The organism is Rhizobium sp. GW821-FHT14E12 (assembly GCF_058803745.1).
This window is the reverse complement of the sequence record NZ_JBXAPH010000001.1, coordinates 1,584,390-1,606,607: the sequence shown is the minus strand read 5'-3', so window position 1 is coordinate 1,606,607 and position 22,218 is coordinate 1,584,390. Positions and strand designations below refer to the sequence as shown.

Sequence of the window (22,218 nt, the reverse complement as noted above, 5' to 3'; positions counted from 1 at the left end):
GGGCGCTGTGGAAGAATTCCTGAAGATTGAATATCAACGGCAGTTAATATTTGCGAGTCTTGATGACTTTACACCAAATGCAACATTCCCAAATTATTGCGGAGGCCAGTTCGGTAAGGATTCTGGCACTTGGCGACTAGCTGTAGTTGAATTTTTGGATACTAATCTGAAATGTGGGTTTATTGAAAGTACGAATCGGCCAGAATTTTCTTCAATTATGGGCGCGGAATATTTAAGGGAGTTGTTGTTGGGTGGAGACAGGGAAAGCGATGTAGGCGCTGACATATTATGGGATTCTTTGTATTTCAGCGGAACAAAAATACTAATTGATATGATAAATAGGTTCGGTCTACACAATTGGGATTCATTCGCTGCGGACGAACATGAAGGCCTCTGTGCGGCGTTGTCAGCTATATATGCTAAAATTTAGACAGATATCATCGTTGCAATCTATCCCGTGTATAGCTGATGATTAGACACACAATGAGTGTATCTATCTCACCGTCCTCGGTGCAAAGAGCGTCCACACTCTCGGCAGTCAGTCCAACAGCTCACAATCCCTCGGCTTCTCCTTCACCGGCCCGACGGTTGGCAAGAGTGACGACGGTTCGCCACTGCTGACGACGGACAACGCCAAGACGGCGCTCGGTGGTCTTACGCTCGGCGGCGTGCAGCCGGGCTTCGGAAAGGGCAGCGGCTCGACCAGCTGGATTGATCAGCCGTCCGGCCTCTACTCGACCGGCGACCAGACCATCACCGTCGGCGGCAACACCAACCTGGCCGCCTCCGGCCTGATCTCCAGCGATGGACAGGTCAATCTCGACACCGGCACGCTGACCTGGCCGGACTTTGTCGGCACGCAAAAATATCAGGGCTATCAGGTCGATGCCAATATCGACCTCTACAGCGGCAAGGATGCCAACGGCAAGACGCAGAACAATTCGAGCGCGGAGGGCAAATACCAGCTTGACGATGTCGAGCAGTCCGTCAAGGCGACGATCAGCGGCAGCGGAGCTCCCGGCAACATTACCATCCGCAACCCCGACCAGCAGGCGGCGCTCGAACAAAACGGCACGACCCGGCCGGTGGATCAGATCAACACCGATCCGGCACTGCAGAGCGTTATCACCAAGGACAAGCATATTCTGCTTGAGCCATATGTCTCGGTGCAGAGCGCGCTTGCAGTCGTCGCTGCAGGAAAGACGATTGCGGAGGCAATCGGCGACGCCTTCGATAAGTTGGAGGCGGCAAAGCAGATCACGCCGGAAGAAAATCAGGTCGTCAAGAAGATCATCAAGTACAAGGATGATCCGAAAATGATGGCTGGTCTGCAAACATGCGGCCAGCATGGCGAAATCAGGCACAGCATCTTCGACTGGCTGATCACGCCCGCTTATGCGGATGCGCCCTCCTGCAAAGTCACGACACCCGACGGCGATATCCTCGATCTGACCCCATCGCTTGCGACGCTCATCCTGAACCAGATTGCCGACAGGACGAAACAGGTTCTCGCGGTTACTTCGTTCGTGACGGGAATGGGCTATGAGCTGTTGAAGGGCAAATTGAGTGCTCAAACGCAGCGTCTGGATGATGGCACGACCCTGACCTGGACGTCCTACTCTTTCGGCACCACGGTATCGACCGATGTTCCATTGCCGGGAGGCGGGAGCATATCTCTGTCACTGACGCTGCGCGAAGAGAGCGATGGATCATTCACCCTGATCGGAGGCCAAATTGGTAGCACACCAATGTCGGCGGCCGATCTCGGCGACTGGGCCAACATGATGTCCCGCGACGGAAAGAAGCTGGTCGTCTATAACCAGAAAAGCGGATCGGGGAACGGCGATGGCACCACGACTGGTGGTTCGGTTGCAGCCACTGGATCGCCAGATCCAGACGATGATAACAACTCTGGAGGGGACCAAGAGAAAAATAAGCCGGCGATAAAGCCGCAAGTCATGGATCAAAAATTGCAAAACCTTGTTGACAACGTCTACAAAGGAATCGTCCACACGGAGGGTCTGATTGGTGATGGCACTTTAGGAGACACAGTGAGGTACGAGCTTCGCACAGGGCAACCAGTTTACGGTTCATACCATTCGATCAAAGCCGAGCAAACCATAAATGGTCTCCAAAACTGGCTTGCAAATAATCCGGACGCTCTCGCGGTCGATAGGCGAGTCGCTGAAGATATATTGTATGATCTTCAAAACGCATTGGCAGGAAAGTAAAAATGAGCGCGTTGACGGTTTCTTTTATTTGCCACTTGGCGTTCGTTTGCCGAGAATTGATGCCAACTCTGGCAGAGAGTTTGAATGACAATAGAGGTCAAGTTCTTCCGCATTTAATCATGGCTGACTACTTGAGAATGGTTGAAGACAACTCAGAGCTTGCAGAATGGAAATCTGCCCTTTTAGAGTGCCTCGAACAGGCAATGACTGAAGAAAAAGCGGAGATTCGTGAGCTTATTGCAGTTTCGTTTATCGAACACTTGCCTGCCTCGACCGATGCTGGACATTGGCTAGTTGATGCACTTGGGCCAAATTTAAGAAAGCAGTATCGTGTAGTTTTCGGGATCTGAAGAGCCTCTAGTCTATTACAAACCTTTTCTCTGCCACGCAATTAGATGTCGGCGCCGCCTGACCTTGCCGCGCGAATAGCGGTCAGTGCCGTATAATCTTATACCTCGGCTTGAGTCAGGCAAAATATGCACGTCAACCATTCTTTCCGTTGGAGTGACATACTTGCGAAGGAGTCGTCCCCATGTTCGCTATAAATCTCATCTATGAACTCACGATCTCTGAACGAGACTTCAGTAGTGTTGAAACAGCTTACGCTGAGAAGTTTATGAAAGCCATTCATGTGGTCTCATCGATGGCACGGTCACAAAAAGAGGAGATGGAAATTTTATCCTATATCAAGGATTTCTACGTACTCGACCTGAAAGACAGCGTAAGGGTTGAGCTTCTAAAGCAAAGGTTAAATATCTAGTGTTCAGTATTATGGGGCTAGAACAAGATCTGTTCCCGCAGACACGCTAGGGTGCATCAGTACGCTTTTAACGATCTGAGTAGAAAATGCGGCCCCTGACAAAGTTGAACATCATTATTTTCGCGATAGCCATGCTGATCGCCCCCGGTGCATCTTTCTGCGGTCAGGTCGATGCGACGCAAGGCCAAACATCCCGGTTTGGGTTGGTGTTTATACTTGCAGGCCACACCGCAAAAATTGACGACAAGTGTCATGTCCTTTCTAGCGATGAGCGTCGAAAGGTCGATAAGACGCTTGCGGAACTCACATGGTCAGACAAACTGGGTGTTTTGAAGCAGCCATTGCTAAACGGCATGAGCCAATACAAGGCTCGCTGCGCCGATATGGATTGGGTCCATGACTGGCGGGCCTATGCAAAGACCGGCTATCTGCGTGAGAAATAATCCGTTCCAGAGAAAACCATCGAATGCGACTTGAATAGCCCCGATCTGGGACGCGCCTTACTGACGGCTCTTGACGAGTAAAATGAACCCAGAAAAATCTTCCGTGAAAGCGTTTGTGGCGGAGGCCTCCATGTCTCGTGTCTTGGTGCGGCTTTTGGATGACACGTTTTTGGAACAGCTTCTTACAATGGGCTTCTCACCAGTTGGAGACGGGCGATTAAACACATTCTCCAAGAGCGTCCCAGAGCCGAATGCGAAGGTGAAGGTTTTGGTGGATCTGCGAGACTATGGGGTGTGTTTTTCTGGGGGAGCAGCTTGGTCTCCCTCAGAGGTATTCGAGTACTTAAGGGACCAAGGTTTATTGATCGGAAGTTATCGAAGGGTCGAATGGTCAGGTCCAGGACGCTTCACTATCACGGAAAACTGCTAGCCTATGGTTGCAGACAGCTGTGTCGATACCATACCGCTACCCGGCGCCAAAGTGCGGATGGCAAGTCTTTGTTCCCGGAGGATCATTAAAATGACCGCATTATTAGATGATCGCACCGTGAGTGGTTTGGTCTGGATGAGGGATAACTTCATTCGCAACGGCTGGGACAAATCGGAAAGGAATATTTCCTCGTTATTTCCGCCCATTGAGCGCGCCATTGCCGGAGAAGCGAATGATACGGACATAGATAAGCTATATGAATGGACTCACCCACGGTTTGAGATTGAAGTTGGAATGATTCCTCCACCAGATATTGACAACTCCGGCAACTGGGGTGCGGCTAGAAAAATTGACGAAATTCACGCCCTGCTAAGGCAATACGTGAAGCATCCGAAATTCTAAGATGATGGAATTTTCCCTTATACTGCAACCTGCAGATATTGGCGGCCAATAGTGTTACTTTCCGTCGCGAAATGGCTCTGACGCACTTTTGCTGACGTGCAGATCCTACGATGTGCCGATCAATCGCGCCTGCAGAAGATCGAGTTTTGCTCTCCCGTACATCTGTCGTTTGATGTGCTTCAGTCGTGTGATCTGACCTTCCGTTTGCCCATTTGACCAAGGTGAGATGATTGCGTTTCTCGCAGCGTTGAGGTCCTTCTCGACGCCGGTGGCAAACGATCCGACCAGGCTGTTTTTAGCAACTTCAAGCCATTCATCGAGCTTTCGTACTGTCTTCGAGCGGATCATGGATTGGAAGTCGCCAATGACGGTGCGGGCGACTATCAGTTCAGGAACGTTCACTTCGATTGCCACCACCAGGATCACCGAGTGCTTTGCCCACGCATCTCGATCATTTTCATCGGTCTGGACTGATTGGGCATCCGTCATACGGCGCACTTGGTCCGGTCGAAGCCATTGATCCCGACCTTCGACGGCATCGACGTAAATCATCACGAACACCGTTTTGCTGCGATTTCCCAAGTTGCATAGTTCCTGTGCGGGGTGCCCTCAGGAAAGATTTCACGTAATCGGACCTGAGTGTCGGGCCAGGCTAGGATGTCAAGCATGCGTCACCAATCTCATAAAGTCTTGCAATTTCCGCCTCGATGGCGGCCCGCGATGCACCCTTGGACACCAGCTTTTCAAGCTTATCTAACGCGCCGACGGACGGCAGGGCAAAGCTTTCAACTCGAACGCAGACACGGCTACGGTCGGTCAGCTCCGGGACATGCCTTTGGCCCGCAGGATTGGAACCTGTCGGTCGAAGACAGCCTAGAGACATGGAAGTCCCGGCGTTAATGATCGTTGCAATATAAGGTTGCGTATGATGTGTCGGAAATTCTAGGCTCCACTCGCATGGGGAACTTCAGATGTCTGTCCTATATCGCGTACTTCTCGCTGCCGGCTTGTCCACAGTTATCGCTTCCAATTGTCTTGCCGGCGATCCAACTTCGTCGGGGACCGGATTTGCCGTTACGTCGGATGGGTGGCTCCTGACCAACGCCCAGGTCGTGAAGGACTGCAGGCGCGTTGAGGTGAAAGGAAAGGGTTAGGCGGGGATTGAAAATCCGCGTGTCGCTGGTTCGATTCCGGCTCTGGCCACCACTTTCCGCAAGAAATCACAAAACTTTCAGATATGCGGCGAATTTGATGGTGGTTTTCCCGCCTGTTCGGCCTGGATTATTTGCGCCTTGGTGACGCACTAGATGTTGTTTGACGGTTGTGGCGGCGATGGAGTGCCGGGCAGGATCGCAATAGGTGTGCATGACGGCCGAGAATGGAAGCGGAGATTCCGGTGCCGCTGGTATTCCTCGTCCCGAATTTCCCATTGTTTCGATCGGGATGCCGTGACCCGGGCCGGACCGCATGGGTAAATCCGGATTCGCGTTTTCCGCGATCCGGTGCATGCCCCTATTGATGGAATTTATAAAATTCATTCAACTTTGGGTGAAATTAAAATTAATTCCGGTGAAAGAACCTTTCAAGATATTGATGGCCGCCGTAATCAAGCGTACGAATTATTGAAGGGTCACCTATTGATTCGAAGCGACTATTACCGCACCTTAGATACTAGCGGGAAAGTGTCTCGCTAAGTCCACGTTTATTGCAGTAGCAAGCTAACGAGGCGCCATGTCAAACAACGATGTCCTATTCAACACGTTCGCCCGTTCTTTCGAAGCACGGCGCGAAGTCGAGATGTCATTCTCTGAATACCTGGAAGCGTGCCGGGACGATCCGCTCATGTACGCGAATGCGTCGGAGCGCCTGCTGGCCGCGATGGGAGAACCGTTGCTGATCGATACGGCCAAGGACACTCGCCTTGGGCGTATCTTCATGAACCGGACGATCCGGACCTATCCCGCCTTTGCCGGCTTCTTCGGCATGGAGGAGACGATCGAACGTATCGTCGCCTTCTTCCGCCATGCGGCGCAGGGGCTGGAGGAGCGCAAGCAGATCATCTATCTGCTCGGCCCGGTCGGCGGAGGTAAGTCCTCGCTTGCCGAGCGGCTAAAGTCATTGATGGAAGTCCATCCCATCTATGTGCTGAAGGCCGGCAATGAGCTCAGTCCGGTGTTCGAAAGCCCGCTCAGCCTCTTCGACCCCGTCACCATGGGACCGATGATCGAGGAGCGCTACGGCATTCCGCGCCGCCGACTGACCGGGCTGATGAGTCCATGGTGCCTGAAGCGGCTGGAAGAGTTCGAGGGCGATATTTCCCGCTTTCGCGTTGTCAGGATACAGCCATCCAGGTTGCGGCAGATTGCCATCGCCAAGACCGAGCCGGGTGATGAGAACAACCAGGACATCTCCTCGCTGGTCGGCAAGGTGGATATCCGCAAGCTCGAAAGCCTGGCACAGAACGATCCCGACGCCTACAGCTATTCCGGGGCTCTGAACCGCGCCAACCAGGGCATTCTCGAATTCGTCGAGATGTTCAAGGCGCCGATCAAGATGCTGCATCCGCTGCTGACGGCGACGCAGGAGAGCAATTATATCGGCACCGAGAATATCGGCGCCATTCCCTTCTCCGGCATCATTCTCGCTCACTCGAACGAGTCGGAATGGCAGACGTTCAAGGCCAACAAGAACAATGAGGCCTTCATCGACCGCATCTGCGTCGTCAAGGTCCCTTATTGCCTGCGGGTGACCGAAGAGCAGAAGATCTACGAGAAGCTGATCGAGGAATCCGAACTCAGCGATGCGCCCTGCGCACCGTCGACGCTGGAAACGCTCGCCCGCTTCACGGTTCTGACGAGGCTCGCCAAGCACGAGAACTCGACGGCCTTCTCCAAGCTTCGGGTCTATGACGGCGAAAGCCTGAAGGAGACCGATCCGAGGGCGCGTAGCGTGCAGGAGTATCGCGACTCGGCCGGTGTGGATGAAGGCATGGACGGGGCATCTACCCGTTTCGCCTTCAAGGTGCTGGCGGCGACCTTCAACTACGATACGACGGAGATCGGCGCCGATCCGGTACATTTGATGTATATGCTGGAGCAGTCGATCCGTCGCGAACAACTGCCACTTGAAACCGAGAAGCTCTATATCGAATTCATCAAGAGCGAGCTCGGGCCGCGTTATGCGGAATTCATCGGACATGAGATCCAGAAGGCTTATCTGGAATCCTATGCAGACTACGGCCAGAATCTCTTTGACCGTTATGTCGACTATGCCGACGCCTGGATCGAGGATGTCGATTTCAAGGATCCCGACACCGGCCAGCTTCTGGACCGAGAGCTTCTCAACCAGGAACTGACCAAGATCGAGAAGCCGGCGGGCATCGCCAATCCGAAGGATTTCCGCAACGAGATCGTCAAGTTCTGCTTGCGAGCGCGGGCGGGCCATAGCGGCAAGAATCCATCCTGGACGAGTTATGAGAAGATCCGCGAAGTCATTGAAAAGCGGATGTTCTCCCAGGTCGAGGATCTGCTGCCGGTCATCTCGTTCGGGTCCAAGAAGGACGGCGACTCGGAAAAGAAACATGGCGAATTCGTCGAACGCATGATGGCGCGCGGCTATACCGAGCGTCAGGTTCGGCGGCTTGTGGAATGGTACATGCGTGTGAAACAGGCAGGATGAGCCACCAAGGAAGAAGGAATGCACATTGTTGACCGACGCCTGAACCCAGGCGGAAAAAGTCTAGAAAATCGTCAACGGTTTTTGCGAAGAGCAAAAGCGCTGGTGCAGAGAGCGGTCTATGAATCCTCTCAAAATCGCGACATTCAGGACATTCTGAAGGGTGGCGAGATCAGCATTCCCCTAGATGGAACCGAGGAGCCTCGGTTCCATCGCGGCCCGGAGGGGCTGCGGGAGCATATTTTCCCCGGCAACAAGGAATTCCTGGAGGGCGACATCCTTCCACGGCCGGAGAGCGGCGGCGGCAAACCGAAAGCCGGCGGCGAGGGCAGCGGCGAGGACGCCTTCCGCTTCATCCTGACCCGCGACGAATTCCTCGATCTTTTCCTCGACGACCTCGAACTTCCCGATCTCGCCAAGAAGCGGCTGGTGTCGGCCGATCAGATCAATCCGGTTCGGTCCGGCTATTCGGTGACCGGGTCGCCTGCCAATCTCGCCATCAACCGCACCATGCGGCTGGCGATGATGCGGCGCGTGGCGCTGCATCGCCCGAAACCGGAGACGGTCGCCAAGCTCGCCGCCGAGGCTGCCGAATGTAAGGACGACGAGCGCCGCGCGGCGCTCGAAGCTGAGATCAAGATGCTGGAATCGAAGGTTCGGCGTATTCCCTATATCGATCCGATCGATATCCGCTATCGTCGTTTCGAGAACGAGCCGAAGCCGGTGGCGCAAGCGGTGATGTTCTGCCTGATGGACGTTTCCGGCTCGATGTCGGAACACATGAAGGATCTCGCCAAGCGCTTCTACATGCTGCTCTACATCTTCCTGACCCGGCAGTACCGCCGCGTCGAGATCGTCTTCATCCGCCACACGGATGTGGCCGAAGAGGTGGACGAGGAGACGTTCTTCCGCAGCCCGGCGACCGGCGGCACGCAGGTGTCGAGCGCGCTCGAAGCGATGCGGCGGATCGTTCAGGACCGGTTCCCGCCGTCGGACTGGAACATCTATGCCGCGCAGGCGTCGGATGGCGACAATGCCTATTCCGACAATGCAACGGCGGCGGCGCTGCTCACCGACGCCATCCTGCCGGTCAGCCAGTATTTCGCCTATCTCGAAGTGGGTGAGGCGCGGAGCGTCGCGATCTCCTCCGGCTCGGCGCTCTGGTCGCTCTACGAGCGCATCCAGGCGGGCTGGCCGGTGCTGTCGATGCGGCGCGTCAGCGATCGCAGCCAGATCTACCCGGTCTTCCATGATCTCTTTCAACGGCGGGCGGCGGAAACAAGGAGCGGATGATGGCGAAAGCATCGATGGAACGGCTTTTTGATGGTGCGGATTGGGATTTTTCCACCATTCAGCGGATCCATGATGCCTGCGAGCGGATCGCCATCGACGAGCTCGGCCTCGACGTCTATCCCAACCAGATCGAGATCATCACCGCCGAGCAGATGCTGGACGTCTATTCCTCGATCGGTATGCCGCTGTTCTACAAGCACTGGTCCTTCGGCAAGCATTTCGCCCATCACGAGGCTTTCTACCGCAAGGGTCTGCGCGGGCTTGCCTATGAGATCGTGATCAACAGCTCGCCCTGCATCTCCTATCTCATGGAGGAGAATACGGCGACGATGCAGGCGCTGGTGATTGCGCATGCCGCCTTTGGTCACAATCACTTCTTCAAGAACAATTACCTGTTCAAGCTCTGGACGGATGCCGAGGGCATTCTGGAATATCTCAATTTCGCCAAGGGCTATATCGCCCGCTGTGAGGAGCGCTACGGCCATGCCGCCGTCGAGCGGACGTTGGATGCCGCGCATGCGCTGATGTCGCACGGCGTCCATCGCTATGCCGGCAGGAAGACGCCGAGCTTGCGCGAGGAAGAAACGCGCGAGCGCGAACGCCGCGAATATGACGAGCGGATCTTCAACGATCTCTGGCGCACGGTTCCGGTCGGAAAAGGCAAGGTCATGCCCGACCTGGACTTCGAGCGCCGGCGTTCGCTGGCCGGTCTGCCGCAGGAGAACGTCCTTTATTTCCTCGAGAAGATGGCCCCGCGCCTGAAGGCCTGGCAGCGGGAGATCCTGCGCATCGTTCGGCATGTCGCGCAATATTTCTATCCACAAAGCCAGACCAAGGTGATGAACGAGGGTACGGCGACCTATGTGCACTACCGCATCATGACGCGGCTGCATGAGCTCGGCGGCATCGGCGATGGTGATTTTCTCGAATTCCTGAAATCCCACACCAATGTCGTCTTCCAGCCGGCCTTCAACGATCAGCGCTATTCCGGCCTCAACCCCTATGCGCTCGGTTTTGCGATGATGCAGGACATCGAGCGGATCGTGACCAAGCCGAAGGAAGAGGACCGGCTATGGTTCCCCGATATTGCCGGTACCGGCGACGCTATGGCGGTGCTACGCGATCTCTGGGCCAACTATCGCGACGAAAGCTTCGTGTCGCAGTTCCTCAGCCCGCATTTGATGCGCAAGATGCGCATGTTCCACCTCACCGACGATCCGGAAGAGGAGGAGGGGCTTCGGGTGGCGGCGATCCACGATGAGCGCGGCTATCGCCGCATCCGGCGCGAGCTGGCGCGGCAATATGATGTCGGCTGGATCGATCCGCATATCGAGATCGTCGATGTCGATCTCGCCGGCGATCGCAGGCTGTTGGTCAAGCATACCGTGCTGAACGGCGGCTTTCTGGAGGATGCCGACGCCAAGCGCGTGCTGCAACACCTTGCCGATCTCTGGAGCTACGACGTGCTGATGCAGGAGATCGACAGCACCGGTCTGGTGCTGCGCGAGCATCTCGCCCATCCGCGCTTGTCTTCCGTTGCAGCCTGATGGCGTGAGGTCTTACGCCACCTCCTTCGACCGGCGATAATGGCCGCTGACCTGCCGGCCGTCCTCCGGCCGCAGCTTCAGGAAGCCGGGCAAGCCGAGCAGCGGGATCACCGCCATCAGCAGAAAAGCCATATGGAATTTTTCCGGCGTCAGTGCAGAGCCGTCCAGCGTGACCAGACCGAGCAGCATGGCGGCGATGGAGACGCCGAAGCTGACGCTCAATTGTTGGAGCACGCCGCCGAGGCTGGTCGCGCGGCTGAGCTGGGCGGCCGGGGTATCGGAATAGGATAGCGTGTTGGAGGTCATGAACTGCGAGGCACGCGCCAGGCCGAAAATGAAGACATAGACGATGATGACCCAGTGCGGCGTATCCGGCCCGATCAGGGCGAAGCCGGCGACGATGGCGGCGCCGAAAATGGCGCTCGCGGTCAGCACGCGATCGAAACCGAACAACCGCAGCATCTTCGAGGAGATCGGACGCACGGCAAGCGAACTCAGGGCGCTGACGAAGGTCAGCGTGCCCGAGATGATGGGGCTCAGGCCAAAGCCGACCTGTAGCATGAGGGGCAGCAGGAAGGGCACGCCGTTGAGACCGATGCGACAGACGCCGCCGGCAAGCGTACCGACGCGGAAGGTGCGCAGCTTGAACAGAGTGAGATCGACTGCCGGCGATTCCGCCGTCCTGGCATAGCGGACGAAACCGACGAGCAGCAGGCCGGCGGCGGCAAGCACCGCGACGATGGCCCAGACGGGGATGGTCGGTCGGCCGATATTCTCGATGCCATATTGCAGCAGCAGGCAGCCGAGGCCGACCATGATGAAGCCCGGAAAGTCGAACTTGATCGACGTGTCGCGAGTAGTGTCCTCGATATATTTCAACGCCATCGCCATGCCGATAATGCCGAAGGGCAGGTTGACCCAGAAGATCCAGCGCCAGGAGAGATAGGTCGTCAGAAAACCGCCCAGAAGCGGCCCGATCACCGGACCGATGATCGCCGGCAATGTCATGTAGGTCATCGCCGTGACGAGCTGGCTGCGCGGGAAGCTGCGGATGAGGATGAGGCGGCCGACGGGGGTCATCATCGCGCCGCCGAGGCCCTGTAGGGCACGGGTGGCGATCAGCATCGGCAGGCTTGTCGCCAGGCCGCACAGGATCGAGCCGAGCGTGAAGATGAATAGCGACAGGGCAAAGATGCGCCTGGCGCCGAAACGGTCGGCGAACCAGCCGCTCACCGGGATGAACATGGCGAGCGTCAGGATATAGGTCGTGACCGCGAGGTTCATGCGGACGGGCGTGGTGCCGAGGCTTCTGGCGATGTCTGGAACGGCGGTGATGAGGATCGTCGAATCGAGCTGTTCCATCAGGAATGCGACGGCGACCACGGCGGGGATGATGTAGCGCAGGCGAGGGTCGCGGTCGATCGCGAAGGTCTGGCCTTGCGGGGCGGTATCTGGCGAGTCCATGGGAATGCTATGACTTTCCACGGCCGGATGGGAGGTCCGGCGCGTCAATGCTGGCGCATGATCTGATCCAAGAACCGCTTCGCATTTTTGGGAATCATGCTGTGGTCGGCCCGCTTTCCGCCGGCCATCGAAATCAGGCCCATATGATCACCATCGATGGCGCGGCGCAACAAAAAGTGGGTCGATGGAGACGTTCTATCGCCGCCGCCGTCATCTTCTGGCTTTGAGTGTGCTCATGCCTTCACCGTCGAGAAGAAGAGGAACCGGGGCTTGGTCGTCAGGCTCTGGTGTGCCGCTGGGAAAAGGGTGCTGATTTGAGGGTCGGGCTGAGGCTCGCTCACGACATCAATCTGAAATCCAGCCGATTTGAGCGCATCAAACATGGCATGGAGCGGTCGGTGCCAAAATCGCATCATGACGGCCTTCCCTCCGCGCTGCCATGTCTCGCTGAAGCTGTAGGTCTCGAAATAGTTGTCGCTGCCGGCCAACTGATGATCCATGAAGGGGTGGTGTGTCGAAAAAACCAGGCGACCGCCCTCGGACAGGACACGGTTGAACTGTGAAAGAGCCGGCGACCAATCGGGCAGATAGTGCATGACCAATGAGGCGATGATCAAATCGAAAGCGCCATCTTCGAAGGGTAACGGCTTGTTCAAATCAGCCAGCAACAATCTCGCACGCCCCTCAAGGCGACGTTGCGCGATTTCGAGCAAGCCCGCGCTTGCATCGATTCCAGTTAGGATCGCTCCTCGATCAACGAGTGCGGCGGCATGAGCCCCGCCACCGCATCCCGCATCGAGGACCCGAAGTCCAGCCACATCACCAGCCAGTGAAAGAATCGCCGGTCGCTCATAATAGGCATTCCAGGCGTTGTTCTCGTTGTCAGCTTGATAAGCAGCTGCGAACGCATCGTAATTGTTCTCAGACAATGTTGCTCCCCGCCGAGGAACGGCATATTCAGCAGCATCTCATATGGTTGACAGCCCCACCTTATAGACACGCAATTTCTCCAGCAAGGTCGTGTTTTCAGCCTTGAACGAGGAGTCCTGAGCCTAGTTGCCGGGTGGGACCGACTGGAGCGTCCATCGTGCCTTGTCGAAGACGATGGCGGTGCGGATCTGTTCCGGCGTCGTTCTGCGCAGCTCCAGTTGAAGGTTGAAGTTGCTGTTGCTCTGGAATTCCCGGAGGAAGCTCAGTCTCGCTCCGAAGGCGTCTTGCGTCAGATCCTGTAGTTTGCCGATATTGTCCAACGCCGTCTGGAAGTCGAGCCAGTGGGTTTCGCTCAACAGCAGCACGACCGTGTCGATGAAGGTGCCGGCGACGGCGCGTCCATCGGTGCTGTCGGGCATGATCACCTTGATGCGGATATTGGTGAGTTCGCCGGTTGGCGCGCCACGCGCGATGATGAAGAACGAGGCGGCGTCGGGGTCTCCGTAGATGCCCTTCTGGATCGCGTAGCTGCATTCGAACGTGCCAACGCCGAGCGCACTCTGTTTCCATTCGCCGACCGGCAAACCGGACTTCACGAGGCTGGAGCAAAGCGCCTGGCCCGATATCCGCCAGCTTCGCAGGAATGCGCCGCGCAGGGCATCGACGGGCGGGTCGAGCATGTGGGACGAGGGCCGGGCATGCACCGGTTTCGCCGTCTGTGCAGCCTGTGCCGCTTTGACGGGCTTGGCGGGCGCTGGCGCTGACGTGGCGGCCGGGGTCGGCGCGGGATGGGTGACGTTGGCGGCTTGCGGGGCGGCTATGGCTGCCGCAGGAGGGGCAGGCGGAGGCGCCGGCTGGCTGAACAGGTTCAGATGATAACGGGTGTCGAGCGCCCTGAGATTGCGCATGTCATTGGCAAGCAGCGCCGTCGCCAAAATGATCGAGCCGATGACGATCGCCGCAATCCAGAAGACAGCCCTGCTTTTCTTGCGAGGTGGCGCCACCGACATGGTTCAGATCTACAGCTACTCCAGAGGAAACCCGCTTAACTGCAATGGCTTGGCATTCCGCAGCCGAGCTATAGCTACAGAATATACGTTTATGAACGATTGATCATTCTACCGTTTCTTTGTCAATTCGCGGTTGCCGTTCAGGCGAAATACGCCTTGAGCGCCCTGACGGTCGCGGTGTCCGTGCGGCGCGTCGTGGGTGCGGAAAAACCGAAGGCGAGCAGGCGTTCATCCGTCTCCGCCTGAGGGATGGAGCAGGAGGCATGAATTTCGCTGATCGCCAGTCGCGGCCACAGCGCGCCGATGGTCTCGATATTGACGCCCGAGCCGGGCATGATCGAGATGCGGCCGGCGGCGATGGCGATGGCCTGTTCGAGGATGGTGATGCCTTCCACGGCCGTCTTCGCGCAGCCCGAGGTCAGGATGCGTTCGAAACCGAGGGAAATGGCGAGTTCTACGGCCTCCTCGACATCGGGTACGAGATCGAAAGCGCGGTGCAACGTCTTGCCGAGGCCTACGGAATGAGCGGCGAGGGCATCGAGCATCTCGCGGTCGAGGCGGCCATCCGGCAGCGAGGCGCCGAGGACCACGCCGGGCAGGCCCATTTGGCGGGCCGCGTCGATATCGCCCTTCATGACGGCAAGCTCGTCTGCGGAGTAGACAAAGCTCCCGGCGCGCGGGCGGATCATGGCGTAGGCGGGGATGGGCGCGCGGGCCGCTGTCGCCATCAGCCCGGCGCTCGGCGTCAGGCCGCCGACGGCGAGCGCACTGCAAAGCTCGATGCGATCGGCGCCGCCGGCGATGGCGGCGGCAAGGCCAGCGGTATCCTCGACGCAGACCTCAAGCAGCATGGTTCCGCTCCTCGACGAATTTCAGCCCCAGCAGGGCCGCGCCGATCAGGCCGGGCTCGAGCTTGCACTCGCTCGGCACGACGAGCGGGCGGTCGAATTTGCGCAGAATGCGGGTGCGTACCGCCGCGTCCAGCCGCTCCAGCAGCGGTTCGACATTGGAAAGGCCGCCGCCGACGGGAACGATGGTGGCGCCGGTGATATTGACGGTCAGAGCCAGCGGTGAGGCGACGAGATCAACCAGGACCTCGATCGTTCGCGCCGCATTGGCATCGCCCGCCAACCACTGGCCGATGATCTCCTCACTGGAAAATTCCAGGCCGTGCAGGGTCTTGTGCAGGCGCTCGATGCCTCGAGCACCGCCGACGGTGTCGACGCAGCCCTTCTGGCCGCAGCCGCAGGGATAGGCAGGGATGGCGACCGGTGGATTGCCGGCGAAGGAGGCGATAATCGGGCCGTGACCCCACTCACCGGCAAAGCCACCGGCAGCGTTGACGAGACGGCCGTCCGCCACAAGGCCGCCGCCGACGCCGGTGCCGAGAATGACACCGAGGACGATGCGATGACCGCGCCCCGCGCCGGACATGGCCTCTGCCATGGTGAAACAATCAGCATCGTTGGCAATCAGGACGGGATAGCCGAGTTCCGCTTCCAGTTCGGCGGCGAGACGCCGGCCGTGGATGCAGGGAATGTTGGCGCAGATCAGCGCCTGCGTGTCGGGATCGACGACGCCGGCGATGGAAAAGGAGAGGCAGTCCGGCTTCTCACCGGCCTCGGCGATGACGGCACGCAGGGCCGCGACGAATTCGCTGAAATCATCCTTCGGCGTCGGGCGGCGGGCGAGCGGCGTGATATCCGTCACGGAGCGGGCGATACCGCCCTTGATGGCGGTGCCGCCGATGTCGAAGGAAACGATCATAAAACTTCACCTGCAGGAAACATGCGGCACTTGCTCGCACCCTTTGCCGTTCTTTGCAAGGCCAATAAGCGCGCGACATCCGCCGAGGTCGGGTCAGGCTTCTGGCAAGGTGATCCGGGCTTCGAAACCATCCGTCTGGCCGGCGGCGGGCGAGAGGAGATCGAGACGTCCGCCGATCTGCCCGATGATGCGTTCGGCGATGGCAAGGCCGAGGCCGGAGCCTGAGGCTTTCGTCTTGCCGCGCTGGAAGCGTTTTTTCAAGCCGGCCAATTCTTCCATGGAAAGCGCATGACCGCCGTTCAGGATGCGGATGATGTTGCCATCGATCTTGACGGTCACTTCGTCGTCGGTCGGGCCGTGGATCAGCGCGTTCTCGATCAGGTTGCGCATGACGATGGCGAAGGCATCGATATCGACGTTGCGGATCAGCGTCTCGCCCGGGTTGCTTTCCAGGAGGATGCGGCCGGCGGTGCCGGTGTCGCGGTCGTAGTCGCCGATGATGGTTTCGATGACGGCCATCAGGTCGGCGGGCTTGTCGCCGGTGCCGATGCCTGCCTGAGCACGGGAGAGCTGCAGCAATTTCTCCGCCAGCCGTCCGAGATTGGAGAGCGAGGTTTCGATCCGGCCGGCGCGCTCGACAAGCGGCCCTTTCGGCAGTTCGGCGATTAGACGCTGTGTCTGCGCGAGCGCGCCGGCGATCGGGGTGCGCAGTTCATGGGCGCTGTTGGCGGTGAATTCCCGCTCGGCTTCAAGCGCCGAGCGCAGGCGCTCGAGCAGCAGGTTGACCGAACGGGCGATCGGCTGGAGTTCGCGCGGTAGCGCGTCGCTTTCCAACGGGACCATGTTGCCGCCGTCCTTGGTGGCGATGTCCGCGCGCAACCGGTCGATCGGACGCAGCGAGCGGCCGACGGCGAACCATATGGCGAGAATACTGGCCGGGATGAGGGCGAGTAGCGGCCAGAGCAGGGCGACGCCGCTCTCGCGCGATGCCTCCCGCCGGTTCTTGAAAGCGTCGGCCACATGCAGGAAGATCGTGCCGTTCATCGAGGATTCGGTGTAGATCCGGTACTTCGGCGTATTATGGAAGCCGATCTTCAGCGGCACCTCATAGGCCACCGGCGGCGCGTCGTGCGAATGCAGGATGACCTTACCCGAGGCGTCGAGCACCTGATAGGTCAGGTATTCCCGGTTCAGCCCCTTGTTTCGCTCCTCAAGGCTTTGCGGATCGCTGGAGGGTTCGCGATTGGCAAGATCGTCGACCACCAGCGGCATCAGCCGTTCGGCGGTTTCCTGCAGTGCGCCGTCGAAGGTTTCGGAAAGCTCATGATTGACGACATAGACGCCGATCCCGACGGCGATCAGCCAGAACACAACGACGGTACCCGTGAGTGCCGCGATCAGGCGCCGGGTGATGCTGGTGGGACGCAGGGTCATCTCTCACCCAGGCAATAGCCGACGCCTCGGGCCGTGCGGATGCGGTCCTTGCCGATCTTCTTGCGCAGGCGGCTGACATAGACCTCCACCGTGTTGCTCTCGATCTCCGAGCCGAAGGCATAAAGCGCTTCCTCTATCTGATTCTTGGAGATGATGGCGCCCGGCCGCGTCACCAAAAGGTCGAGCACGGCCCATTCGCGGCCGGTGAGCACGACATCCTTGCCATCCAGCCGGACCCGCCGTTGCGGCTGATCGATCTCCAGATCGGCAAAGCGGATGGTCGGTTGCGGGCTGCCGCTGTAGCGTCGAGCCACCGCCAGGATGCGGGCAGAGAGTTCGCCGAGGTTGAAGGGCTTGACGAGGTAATCGTCGGCGCCGCTGTTCAATCCCTCGATGCGGTCGGAAATCTGGTCGCGGGCGGTGAGGATGATCACCGGCGTCTCATCCGGTTTGCGGCGCAGCTTCTTGAGGAAATCGATGCCGACGCCGTCGGGCAGTTGCAGGTCGAGCAGGATCAGGCCGTACTTCACGGCGCTGGTGACCTCCGTCGCGTCCGCGAGATTTTTCACCCAGTCGACGGCGTGAGTGGTTGCCGCGATATGGTCGCGAACCGCGCCGCCGATCGTTTCATCGTCCTCAACCAGAAGAATTCTCACTTGCCCTCGCAACCAGTGCCTGTGCTTCAGTTAACGCCGCCGAACCTATCTGGTCAATAAAGGCTGAAATAAGCCGGGATGAGAAGCGCTTTTCTGATCCCTGGATTCTCCGGCTGATAAGGTTCACGGCGGCTATGGACAGAGATCGTGACCACGATTACTTGTTTGCTCCCAAAGAGAAGAGGGCGAGGGCAGGGCCGTCGCCGGTTACGCACTGGAGGAGGCTTTCATGCTGAAGGGAATTTCGCCGCGGTTGAACGCGGATGTGCTGCACGCGCTGGCATCGATGGGGCATGGCGACATGCTAGTCGTCGTCGATACGAACTTCCCCGCCGAGTCGATCGCGCAGCAGACGATGCTCGGCCATCTTCTGAGGATCGACAACGTGTCGGCGGCCGAGGCCGTCGAGGCGCTTCTGTCGCTGATGCCGCTCGACACCTTCATCGACGATGCCGCGACGCGCATGGAAGTGGTGGGCGCGCCGGAGGAAATGCCGAAGGTTCAGCATGAAGTGCAGGCGGCCATCGATCGCGCCGAAGGCAAGCACTGGCCGCTCGTGCCCGTCGAGCGCTACGCTTTCTATGAGCGGGCGAAAGAGGCCTATTGCGTGATCCAGACCGGCGAGCGCCGCTTCTACGGTTGTTTCACCTTGACCAAAGGCGTCATCCCGCCGGAAACTGAATGAGCGACTAGGCCAGGTCGTTCGGCCTGGGCAAGAGGCGCTGTTTTCGCAAAGGACTATGATGGCCAGAAAGTTGGATTCCCAGGGGCGGCTTGACGACGCGGCGCGAGCTGGCTGGCTGTATTACGTGGCCGGACGGACGCAGGACGAGATCGCCATCGCCATGGGAATCTCCCGGCAGTCGGCGCAGCGGCTGGTGTCGCTCGCCGTCGCCGAGCGGCTGATCAAGGTGCGGTTGGATCACCCGATTGCCGTCTGCCTCGAATATGGCGCGGCGCTGCGCGAAAAATTCAAGCTCAAACATATCGAGGTGGTGCCGAGCGATCCTGATGGGACGTCGTCCACGGTTGGCATCGCCGAGGCGGGGGCGGCCGAAATCGAGCGCTGGCTGAAGCGCAGCGATCCGATCGTTCTGGCGATCGGTACAGGGCGCACGCTGAAGGCCGCGGTCGATCAGCTGCCGGCGATCGAATGTCCGCAGCACCGCATCGTGTCGTTGACCGGCAATATCGGCCCGGACGGTTCGGCTGCCTATTACAACGTCATTTTCAGCATGGCCGACGCGATCAAGGCGCGGCACTATCCCATGCCGCTGCCGGTGCTCGTCTCCTCGGCCGAGGAGCGCGAACTGCTGCATGCGCAGGCGCTGGTGCGCTCGACGCTGGATATCAGCGCGCAGGCCGACGTGACCTTCGTCGGTGTCGGCGAGCTGGGCATCGAGGCGCCGCTTTGCGTCGACGGCTTTCTCGAGAAAGACGAGATGATGGCGCTGATGAAGCGGGGCGCGGCCGGGGAAATCTGCGGCTGGGTTTTTGACGGCGACGGAAAGCTGATGTCGGACGCCGTCAACGATCGCGTTGCCAGTGCCTCCATCCCGCCGCGCGATACGTCTTCCGTCATCGGAATAGCCAAGGGCAAACGCAAGTTCGAGGCGATCAGGGCCGCCGTAACCGGCCATCAGATCAATGGTTTGATCACCGACGAGGCGACAGCCGAATTTCTGCTCAAGAACTGAGCAAAAAATAACACCATAAAAACAATTGGATGAGTTGCATGTTCGGCATCGCAGCAACGAATCTGCATTGACATTTTGTCGCAAGATATGAGTAATTGCCCACGAGCGAAGCGAATGCTCAAGTTTGATCTTCTGGGGAGGAAGATATGAAATTGAAAACCTTTCTGCTGAGCGCCTGCTCGGCCCTGATGTTTGCCGGAATGGCGTCTGCCGAAACCCTCACGATTGCGACCGTTAACAACGGTGACATGATCCGTATGCAGAAGCTTACGGACGACTTCAAAGCGAAGAACCCCGGCATCGACCTGCAATGGGTGACGCTCGAGGAAAACGTCCTGCGCCAGAAGGTCACGACTGACATTGCCACCAAGGGCGGTCAGTATGACGTGCTGACCATCGGCACCTATGAAGTGCCGATCTGGAGCAAGCTCGGTTGGCTGGCGCCGCTCGACAAGCTCAGCGCCGACAAGACCTACGACGTCGACGATCTTCTCCCGGCCATCCGCAGCGGCCTGACCACGGACGGCAAGCTTTATGCCGCGCCGTTCTACGGCGAAAGCTCGATGGTGATGTACCGCAAGGACCTGTTCGACAAGGCCGGCCTGAAGATGCCGGACGCGCCGACCTGGACCTTTATCGCCGACGCTGCCCGCAAGATCACCGACAAGAGCCATGAAGTCTACGGCATCTGCCTTCGCGGCAAGGCCGGCTGGGGCGAGAACATGGCGTTCCTGACGGCAACGGCGAACTCCTTCGGCGCCCGCTGGTTCGATGAGAAGTGGAAGGCGCAGTTCGATCAGCCGGAATGGAAGAATACGCTCGACTTCTACGTCAAGCTGATGAAGGACGCCGGCCCTCCGGGCGCTTCGTCCAACGGCTTCAACGAGAACCTCTCGCTGTTCCAGACCGGCAAGTGCGGCATGTGGATCGACGCGACGGTTGCCGCCTCGTTCGTGTCCGACCCGAAGGAATCGAAGGTCGCCGACAAGGTCGGCTTTGCTCTCGCTCCAGACAACGGCCTCGGCAAGCGCGGCAACTGGCTCTGGGCATGGAACCTCGCCATCCCAGCCTCCTCGAAGAAGACCGAAGCGGCCGAGAAGTTCATCGCCTGGGCAACCGGCAAGGATTACACCAACCTTGTCGCCCAGAAGGAAGGCTGGCTGAATGCACCTCCCGGCACCCGTTCCTCGCTCTATGCGAATGCGGACTACCAGAAGGCCGCTCCCTTCGCCAAGATGACGCTCGACTCGATCAACTCGGCCGATCCGACCCACCCGACCGTCAAGCCGGTCCCGTATGTCGGCGTTCAGTTCGTGGCCATCCCTGAATTCCAGGGCATCGGCACCGCCGTCGGCCAGCAGTTCTCCGCTGCCCTTGCCGGCCAGATCACCGTCGACGCTGCCCTCAAGGCTGCGCAACAGCTGACCACACGTGAAATGACCAAGGCTGGTTATCCGAAATAATCAGCCTTCTGAGGGATGGCGGGAAGCGCCTTCGGGTGCTTCCTTCCCTTGGCCGCCGAATGCCTGAACTGTTCTTCGGCGGCCCCTTTATCCAGCCGGTCTACGGCCACCTTTCCCGCTCAAAAGATAGGTCGGTACTTGCCATGGCAACGTTACACACCCGTTCTGCTGCCCGCGTCATGATGACGCCGTCGGTCTTGCTGCTCTTCGCGTGGATGATCGTCCCGCTGGCGATGACGATCTACTTCTCGACGCTGAACTACAATCTTCTGTCGCCCGGCGCACACGATTTCATCGGGCTGCTCAATTACGAATACTTCGTCACCGATCCCGCCTTCCTGAACTCGCTGATTGTGACGCTGCTGCTGGTTGGCGGCGCGCTCGTCATCACCGTGGTCGGCGGCATCGCTCTCGCGCTCCTTCTCGATCAGCCGATCTTCGGCCAGGGCATCGTCCGCATGCTGGTGCTTGCGCCATTCTTCGTCATGCCGACGGTCGCCGCCCTCATCTGGAAACATATGTTCATGAACCCGGTGAACGGGCTTCTGGCGCATCTGTTCAAGTTTTTCGGGCTCGATCCGCTGACCTGGCTGGAGACCGTGCCGCTGTTTTCGATCGTCATCATCGTCGCCTGGCAGTGGCTGCCCTTCGCAACCCTCATCCTGTTGACGGCATTGCAGTCTCTGGATGAAGAGCAGAAGGAAGCCGCCGAAATGGACGGCGCCGGCGCGGTTTCGAAGTTCATCTACATCACCCTGCCGCACCTGGCGCGGGCGATCACGGTCGTCATCCTCATCGAGACGATCTTCCTGCTCTCTGCCTTCGCCGAGATCCTGGTCACCACCAATGGCGGACCCGGCACGGCGACGACCAACCTCACCTATCTCGTCTATTCGCAGATCGTTCTGTCGCAGGATGTCGGTGGCGCATCGGCGGGCGGTATCATCGCCGTCATCCTCGCCAATATCGTCGCCATCTTCGTGATGCGCGCGGTTGGCAAGAACCTGGAGGCCTGA

21 protein-coding genes are annotated in these 22,218 nt (G+C 58.7%); 13 read left to right on the top strand and 8 right to left on the bottom strand.

Translation table 11 applies throughout. The features are described 5' to 3' along the window. Positions 1-7: 7 nt before the first annotated feature. From AC1RO0_RS07895 to AC1RO0_RS07875, 5 genes are all read left to right on the top strand, one after another. A complete protein-coding gene (locus AC1RO0_RS07895) occupies positions 8-430 on the top strand; it encodes a hypothetical protein (protein ID WP_498592302.1) in 423 nt (140 codons plus the stop codon). 238 nt (positions 431-668) lie between these two features. Further along, on the top strand, positions 669-2,231 hold the full coding sequence (locus tag AC1RO0_RS07890) for a hypothetical protein (protein ID WP_498592301.1): 1,563 nt from the start codon (positions 669-671) through the stop codon (positions 2,229-2,231). A 2-nt stretch (positions 2,232-2,233) separates the two neighbouring features. After that, positions 2,234-2,581, top strand: a complete 348-nt coding sequence (locus AC1RO0_RS07885; RefSeq protein ID WP_498592300.1) for a DUF7674 family protein — start codon at positions 2,234-2,236, stop codon at positions 2,579-2,581. A 496-nt stretch (positions 2,582-3,077) separates the two neighbouring features. After that, the gene (locus tag AC1RO0_RS07880) at positions 3,078-3,434 is read left to right on the top strand and encodes a hypothetical protein (RefSeq protein ID WP_498592299.1); all 357 of its coding nucleotides are present in this window, start codon (positions 3,078-3,080) and stop codon (positions 3,432-3,434) included. A gap of 520 nt (positions 3,435-3,954) precedes the next feature. Next, the gene (locus AC1RO0_RS07875; RefSeq protein ID WP_498592298.1) at positions 3,955-4,266 is read left to right on the top strand and encodes a hypothetical protein; all 312 of its coding nucleotides are present in this window, start codon (positions 3,955-3,957) and stop codon (positions 4,264-4,266) included. Positions 4,267-4,371: 105 nt separating this feature from the next. Here the strand turns inward: AC1RO0_RS07875 and AC1RO0_RS07870 are convergent, their stop codons facing one another. Continuing rightward, on the bottom strand, positions 4,372-4,848 hold the full coding sequence (locus AC1RO0_RS07870; protein WP_498592297.1) for a transposase: 477 nt from the start codon (positions 4,846-4,848) through the stop codon (positions 4,372-4,374). 1,149 nt (positions 4,849-5,997) lie between these two features. Here AC1RO0_RS07870 and AC1RO0_RS07865 point away from each other — a divergent pair. The 3 genes from AC1RO0_RS07865 to AC1RO0_RS07855 are packed head-to-tail and all read left to right on the top strand — an operon-like array spanning position 5,998 to position 10,781. Continuing rightward, the gene (locus AC1RO0_RS07865) at positions 5,998-7,944 is read left to right on the top strand and encodes a PrkA family serine protein kinase (RefSeq protein WP_498592296.1); all 1,947 of its coding nucleotides are present in this window, start codon (positions 5,998-6,000) and stop codon (positions 7,942-7,944) included. 18 nt (positions 7,945-7,962) lie between these two features. Continuing rightward, on the top strand, positions 7,963-9,234 hold the full coding sequence (locus AC1RO0_RS07860; protein WP_498592295.1) for a YeaH/YhbH family protein: 1,272 nt from the start codon (positions 7,963-7,965) through the stop codon (positions 9,232-9,234). Continuing rightward, positions 9,231-10,781, top strand: coding sequence for a SpoVR family protein (locus AC1RO0_RS07855; protein ID WP_498592294.1), 1,551 nt, complete (start codon positions 9,231-9,233; stop codon positions 10,779-10,781). Before AC1RO0_RS07860 ends, AC1RO0_RS07855 begins: the two co-directional genes overlap by 4 nt. A 12-nt stretch (positions 10,782-10,793) precedes the next feature. Here the strand turns inward: AC1RO0_RS07855 and AC1RO0_RS07850 are convergent, their stop codons facing one another. Next, positions 10,794-12,245, bottom strand: a complete 1,452-nt coding sequence (locus AC1RO0_RS07850; protein WP_498592293.1) for a DHA2 family efflux MFS transporter permease subunit — start codon at positions 12,243-12,245, stop codon at positions 10,794-10,796. Between the two features lie 47 nt (positions 12,246-12,292). Here AC1RO0_RS07850 and AC1RO0_RS07845 point away from each other — a divergent pair, with 47 nt between their 5' ends. Continuing rightward, positions 12,293-12,472: a hypothetical protein gene (locus tag AC1RO0_RS07845; protein ID WP_498592292.1), complete on the top strand. Its 180-nt coding sequence runs from the start codon at positions 12,293-12,295 to the stop codon at positions 12,470-12,472. Between the two features lie 6 nt (positions 12,473-12,478). Here the strand turns inward: AC1RO0_RS07845 and AC1RO0_RS07840 are convergent, their stop codons facing one another. The 6 genes from AC1RO0_RS07840 to AC1RO0_RS07815 all read right to left on the bottom strand — a co-directional run bounded on the left by AC1RO0_RS07840 (position 12,479) and on the right by AC1RO0_RS07815 (position 18,042). Further along, positions 12,479-13,174, bottom strand: a complete 696-nt coding sequence (locus tag AC1RO0_RS07840; protein WP_498592291.1) for a class I SAM-dependent methyltransferase — start codon at positions 13,172-13,174, stop codon at positions 12,479-12,481. Positions 13,175-13,297: 123 nt separating this feature from the next. After that, the gene (locus tag AC1RO0_RS07835; protein ID WP_498592290.1) at positions 13,298-14,185 is read right to left on the bottom strand and encodes a DUF6030 family protein; all 888 of its coding nucleotides are present in this window, start codon (positions 14,183-14,185) and stop codon (positions 13,298-13,300) included. 140 nt (positions 14,186-14,325) lie between these two features. Further along, positions 14,326-15,036, bottom strand: a complete 711-nt coding sequence (locus AC1RO0_RS07830) for a copper homeostasis protein CutC (protein ID WP_498592289.1) — start codon at positions 15,034-15,036, stop codon at positions 14,326-14,328. After that, positions 15,026-15,952 carry an ROK family protein gene (locus AC1RO0_RS07825; RefSeq protein ID WP_498592288.1) on the bottom strand — a complete coding sequence of 309 codons (927 nt, stop codon included), beginning with the start codon at positions 15,950-15,952 and terminating at the stop codon, positions 15,026-15,028. Before AC1RO0_RS07825 ends, AC1RO0_RS07830 begins: the two co-directional genes overlap by 11 nt. 93 nt (positions 15,953-16,045) lie before the next feature. Next, a complete protein-coding gene (locus AC1RO0_RS07820) occupies positions 16,046-17,386 on the bottom strand; it encodes an ATP-binding protein (protein WP_498592287.1) in 1,341 nt (446 codons plus the stop codon). Beyond that, complete coding sequence (locus AC1RO0_RS07815) at positions 17,383-18,042, bottom strand: response regulator (protein WP_498592286.1); 660 nt, start codon at positions 18,040-18,042, stop codon at positions 17,383-17,385. Before AC1RO0_RS07815 ends, AC1RO0_RS07820 begins: the two co-directional genes overlap by 4 nt. Before the next feature lie 229 nt (positions 18,043-18,271). Between AC1RO0_RS07815 and AC1RO0_RS07810 the strand changes: the two genes are divergently transcribed. From AC1RO0_RS07810 to AC1RO0_RS07795, 4 genes are all read left to right on the top strand, one after another. Beyond that, complete coding sequence (locus tag AC1RO0_RS07810) at positions 18,272-18,727, top strand: RbsD/FucU family protein (protein ID WP_498592285.1); 456 nt, start codon at positions 18,272-18,274, stop codon at positions 18,725-18,727. 58 nt (positions 18,728-18,785) lie between these two features. Then, positions 18,786-19,739 (top strand): sugar-binding transcriptional regulator, encoded by a 954-nt coding sequence (locus AC1RO0_RS07805; protein WP_498592284.1) that lies wholly within the window; start codon positions 18,786-18,788, stop codon positions 19,737-19,739. Between the two features lie 146 nt (positions 19,740-19,885). Then, positions 19,886-21,202 (top strand): ABC transporter substrate-binding protein, encoded by a 1,317-nt coding sequence (locus AC1RO0_RS07800; RefSeq protein WP_498592283.1) that lies wholly within the window; start codon positions 19,886-19,888, stop codon positions 21,200-21,202. Between the two features lie 143 nt (positions 21,203-21,345). After that, positions 21,346-22,218, top strand: a complete 873-nt coding sequence (locus AC1RO0_RS07795; protein WP_498592400.1) for a carbohydrate ABC transporter permease — start codon at positions 21,346-21,348, stop codon at positions 22,216-22,218.

Excerpts from the sequence above, each read along its gene's own strand:
- AC1RO0_RS07860 (WP_498592295.1), top strand. The coding sequence starts at position 7,963 with ATGCACATTGTTGACCGACGCCTGAACCCAGGCGGAAAAAGTCTAGAA.
- AC1RO0_RS07880 (WP_498592299.1), top strand. The coding sequence starts at position 3,078 with ATGCGGCCCCTGACAAAGTTGAACATCATTATTTTCGCGATAGCCATG.
- AC1RO0_RS07825 (WP_498592288.1), bottom strand. The coding sequence starts at position 15,952 with ATGATCGTTTCCTTCGACATCGGCGGCACCGCCATCAAGGGCGGTATC.
- AC1RO0_RS07885 (WP_498592300.1), top strand. The coding sequence starts at position 2,234 with ATGAGCGCGTTGACGGTTTCTTTTATTTGCCACTTGGCGTTCGTTTGC.
- AC1RO0_RS07845 (WP_498592292.1), top strand. The coding sequence starts at position 12,293 with ATGCTGGCGCATGATCTGATCCAAGAACCGCTTCGCATTTTTGGGAAT.
- AC1RO0_RS07850 (WP_498592293.1), bottom strand. The coding sequence starts at position 12,245 with ATGGACTCGCCAGATACCGCCCCGCAAGGCCAGACCTTCGCGATCGAC.
- AC1RO0_RS07820 (WP_498592287.1), bottom strand. The coding sequence starts at position 17,386 with ATGACCCTGCGTCCCACCAGCATCACCCGGCGCCTGATCGCGGCACTC.
- AC1RO0_RS07830 (WP_498592289.1), bottom strand. The coding sequence starts at position 15,036 with ATGCTGCTTGAGGTCTGCGTCGAGGATACCGCTGGCCTTGCCGCCGCC.
- AC1RO0_RS07800 (WP_498592283.1), top strand. The coding sequence starts at position 19,886 with ATGAAATTGAAAACCTTTCTGCTGAGCGCCTGCTCGGCCCTGATGTTT.
- AC1RO0_RS07810 (WP_498592285.1), top strand. The coding sequence starts at position 18,272 with ATGCTGAAGGGAATTTCGCCGCGGTTGAACGCGGATGTGCTGCACGCG.
- AC1RO0_RS07795 (WP_498592400.1), top strand. The coding sequence starts at position 21,346 with ATGGCAACGTTACACACCCGTTCTGCTGCCCGCGTCATGATGACGCCG.
- AC1RO0_RS07835 (WP_498592290.1), bottom strand. The coding sequence starts at position 14,185 with ATGTCGGTGGCGCCACCTCGCAAGAAAAGCAGGGCTGTCTTCTGGATT.
- AC1RO0_RS07855 (WP_498592294.1), top strand. The coding sequence starts at position 9,231 with ATGATGGCGAAAGCATCGATGGAACGGCTTTTTGATGGTGCGGATTGG.
- AC1RO0_RS07875 (WP_498592298.1), top strand. The coding sequence starts at position 3,955 with ATGACCGCATTATTAGATGATCGCACCGTGAGTGGTTTGGTCTGGATG.
- AC1RO0_RS07805 (WP_498592284.1), top strand. The coding sequence starts at position 18,786 with ATGGCCAGAAAGTTGGATTCCCAGGGGCGGCTTGACGACGCGGCGCGA.
- AC1RO0_RS07865 (WP_498592296.1), top strand. The coding sequence starts at position 5,998 with ATGTCAAACAACGATGTCCTATTCAACACGTTCGCCCGTTCTTTCGAA.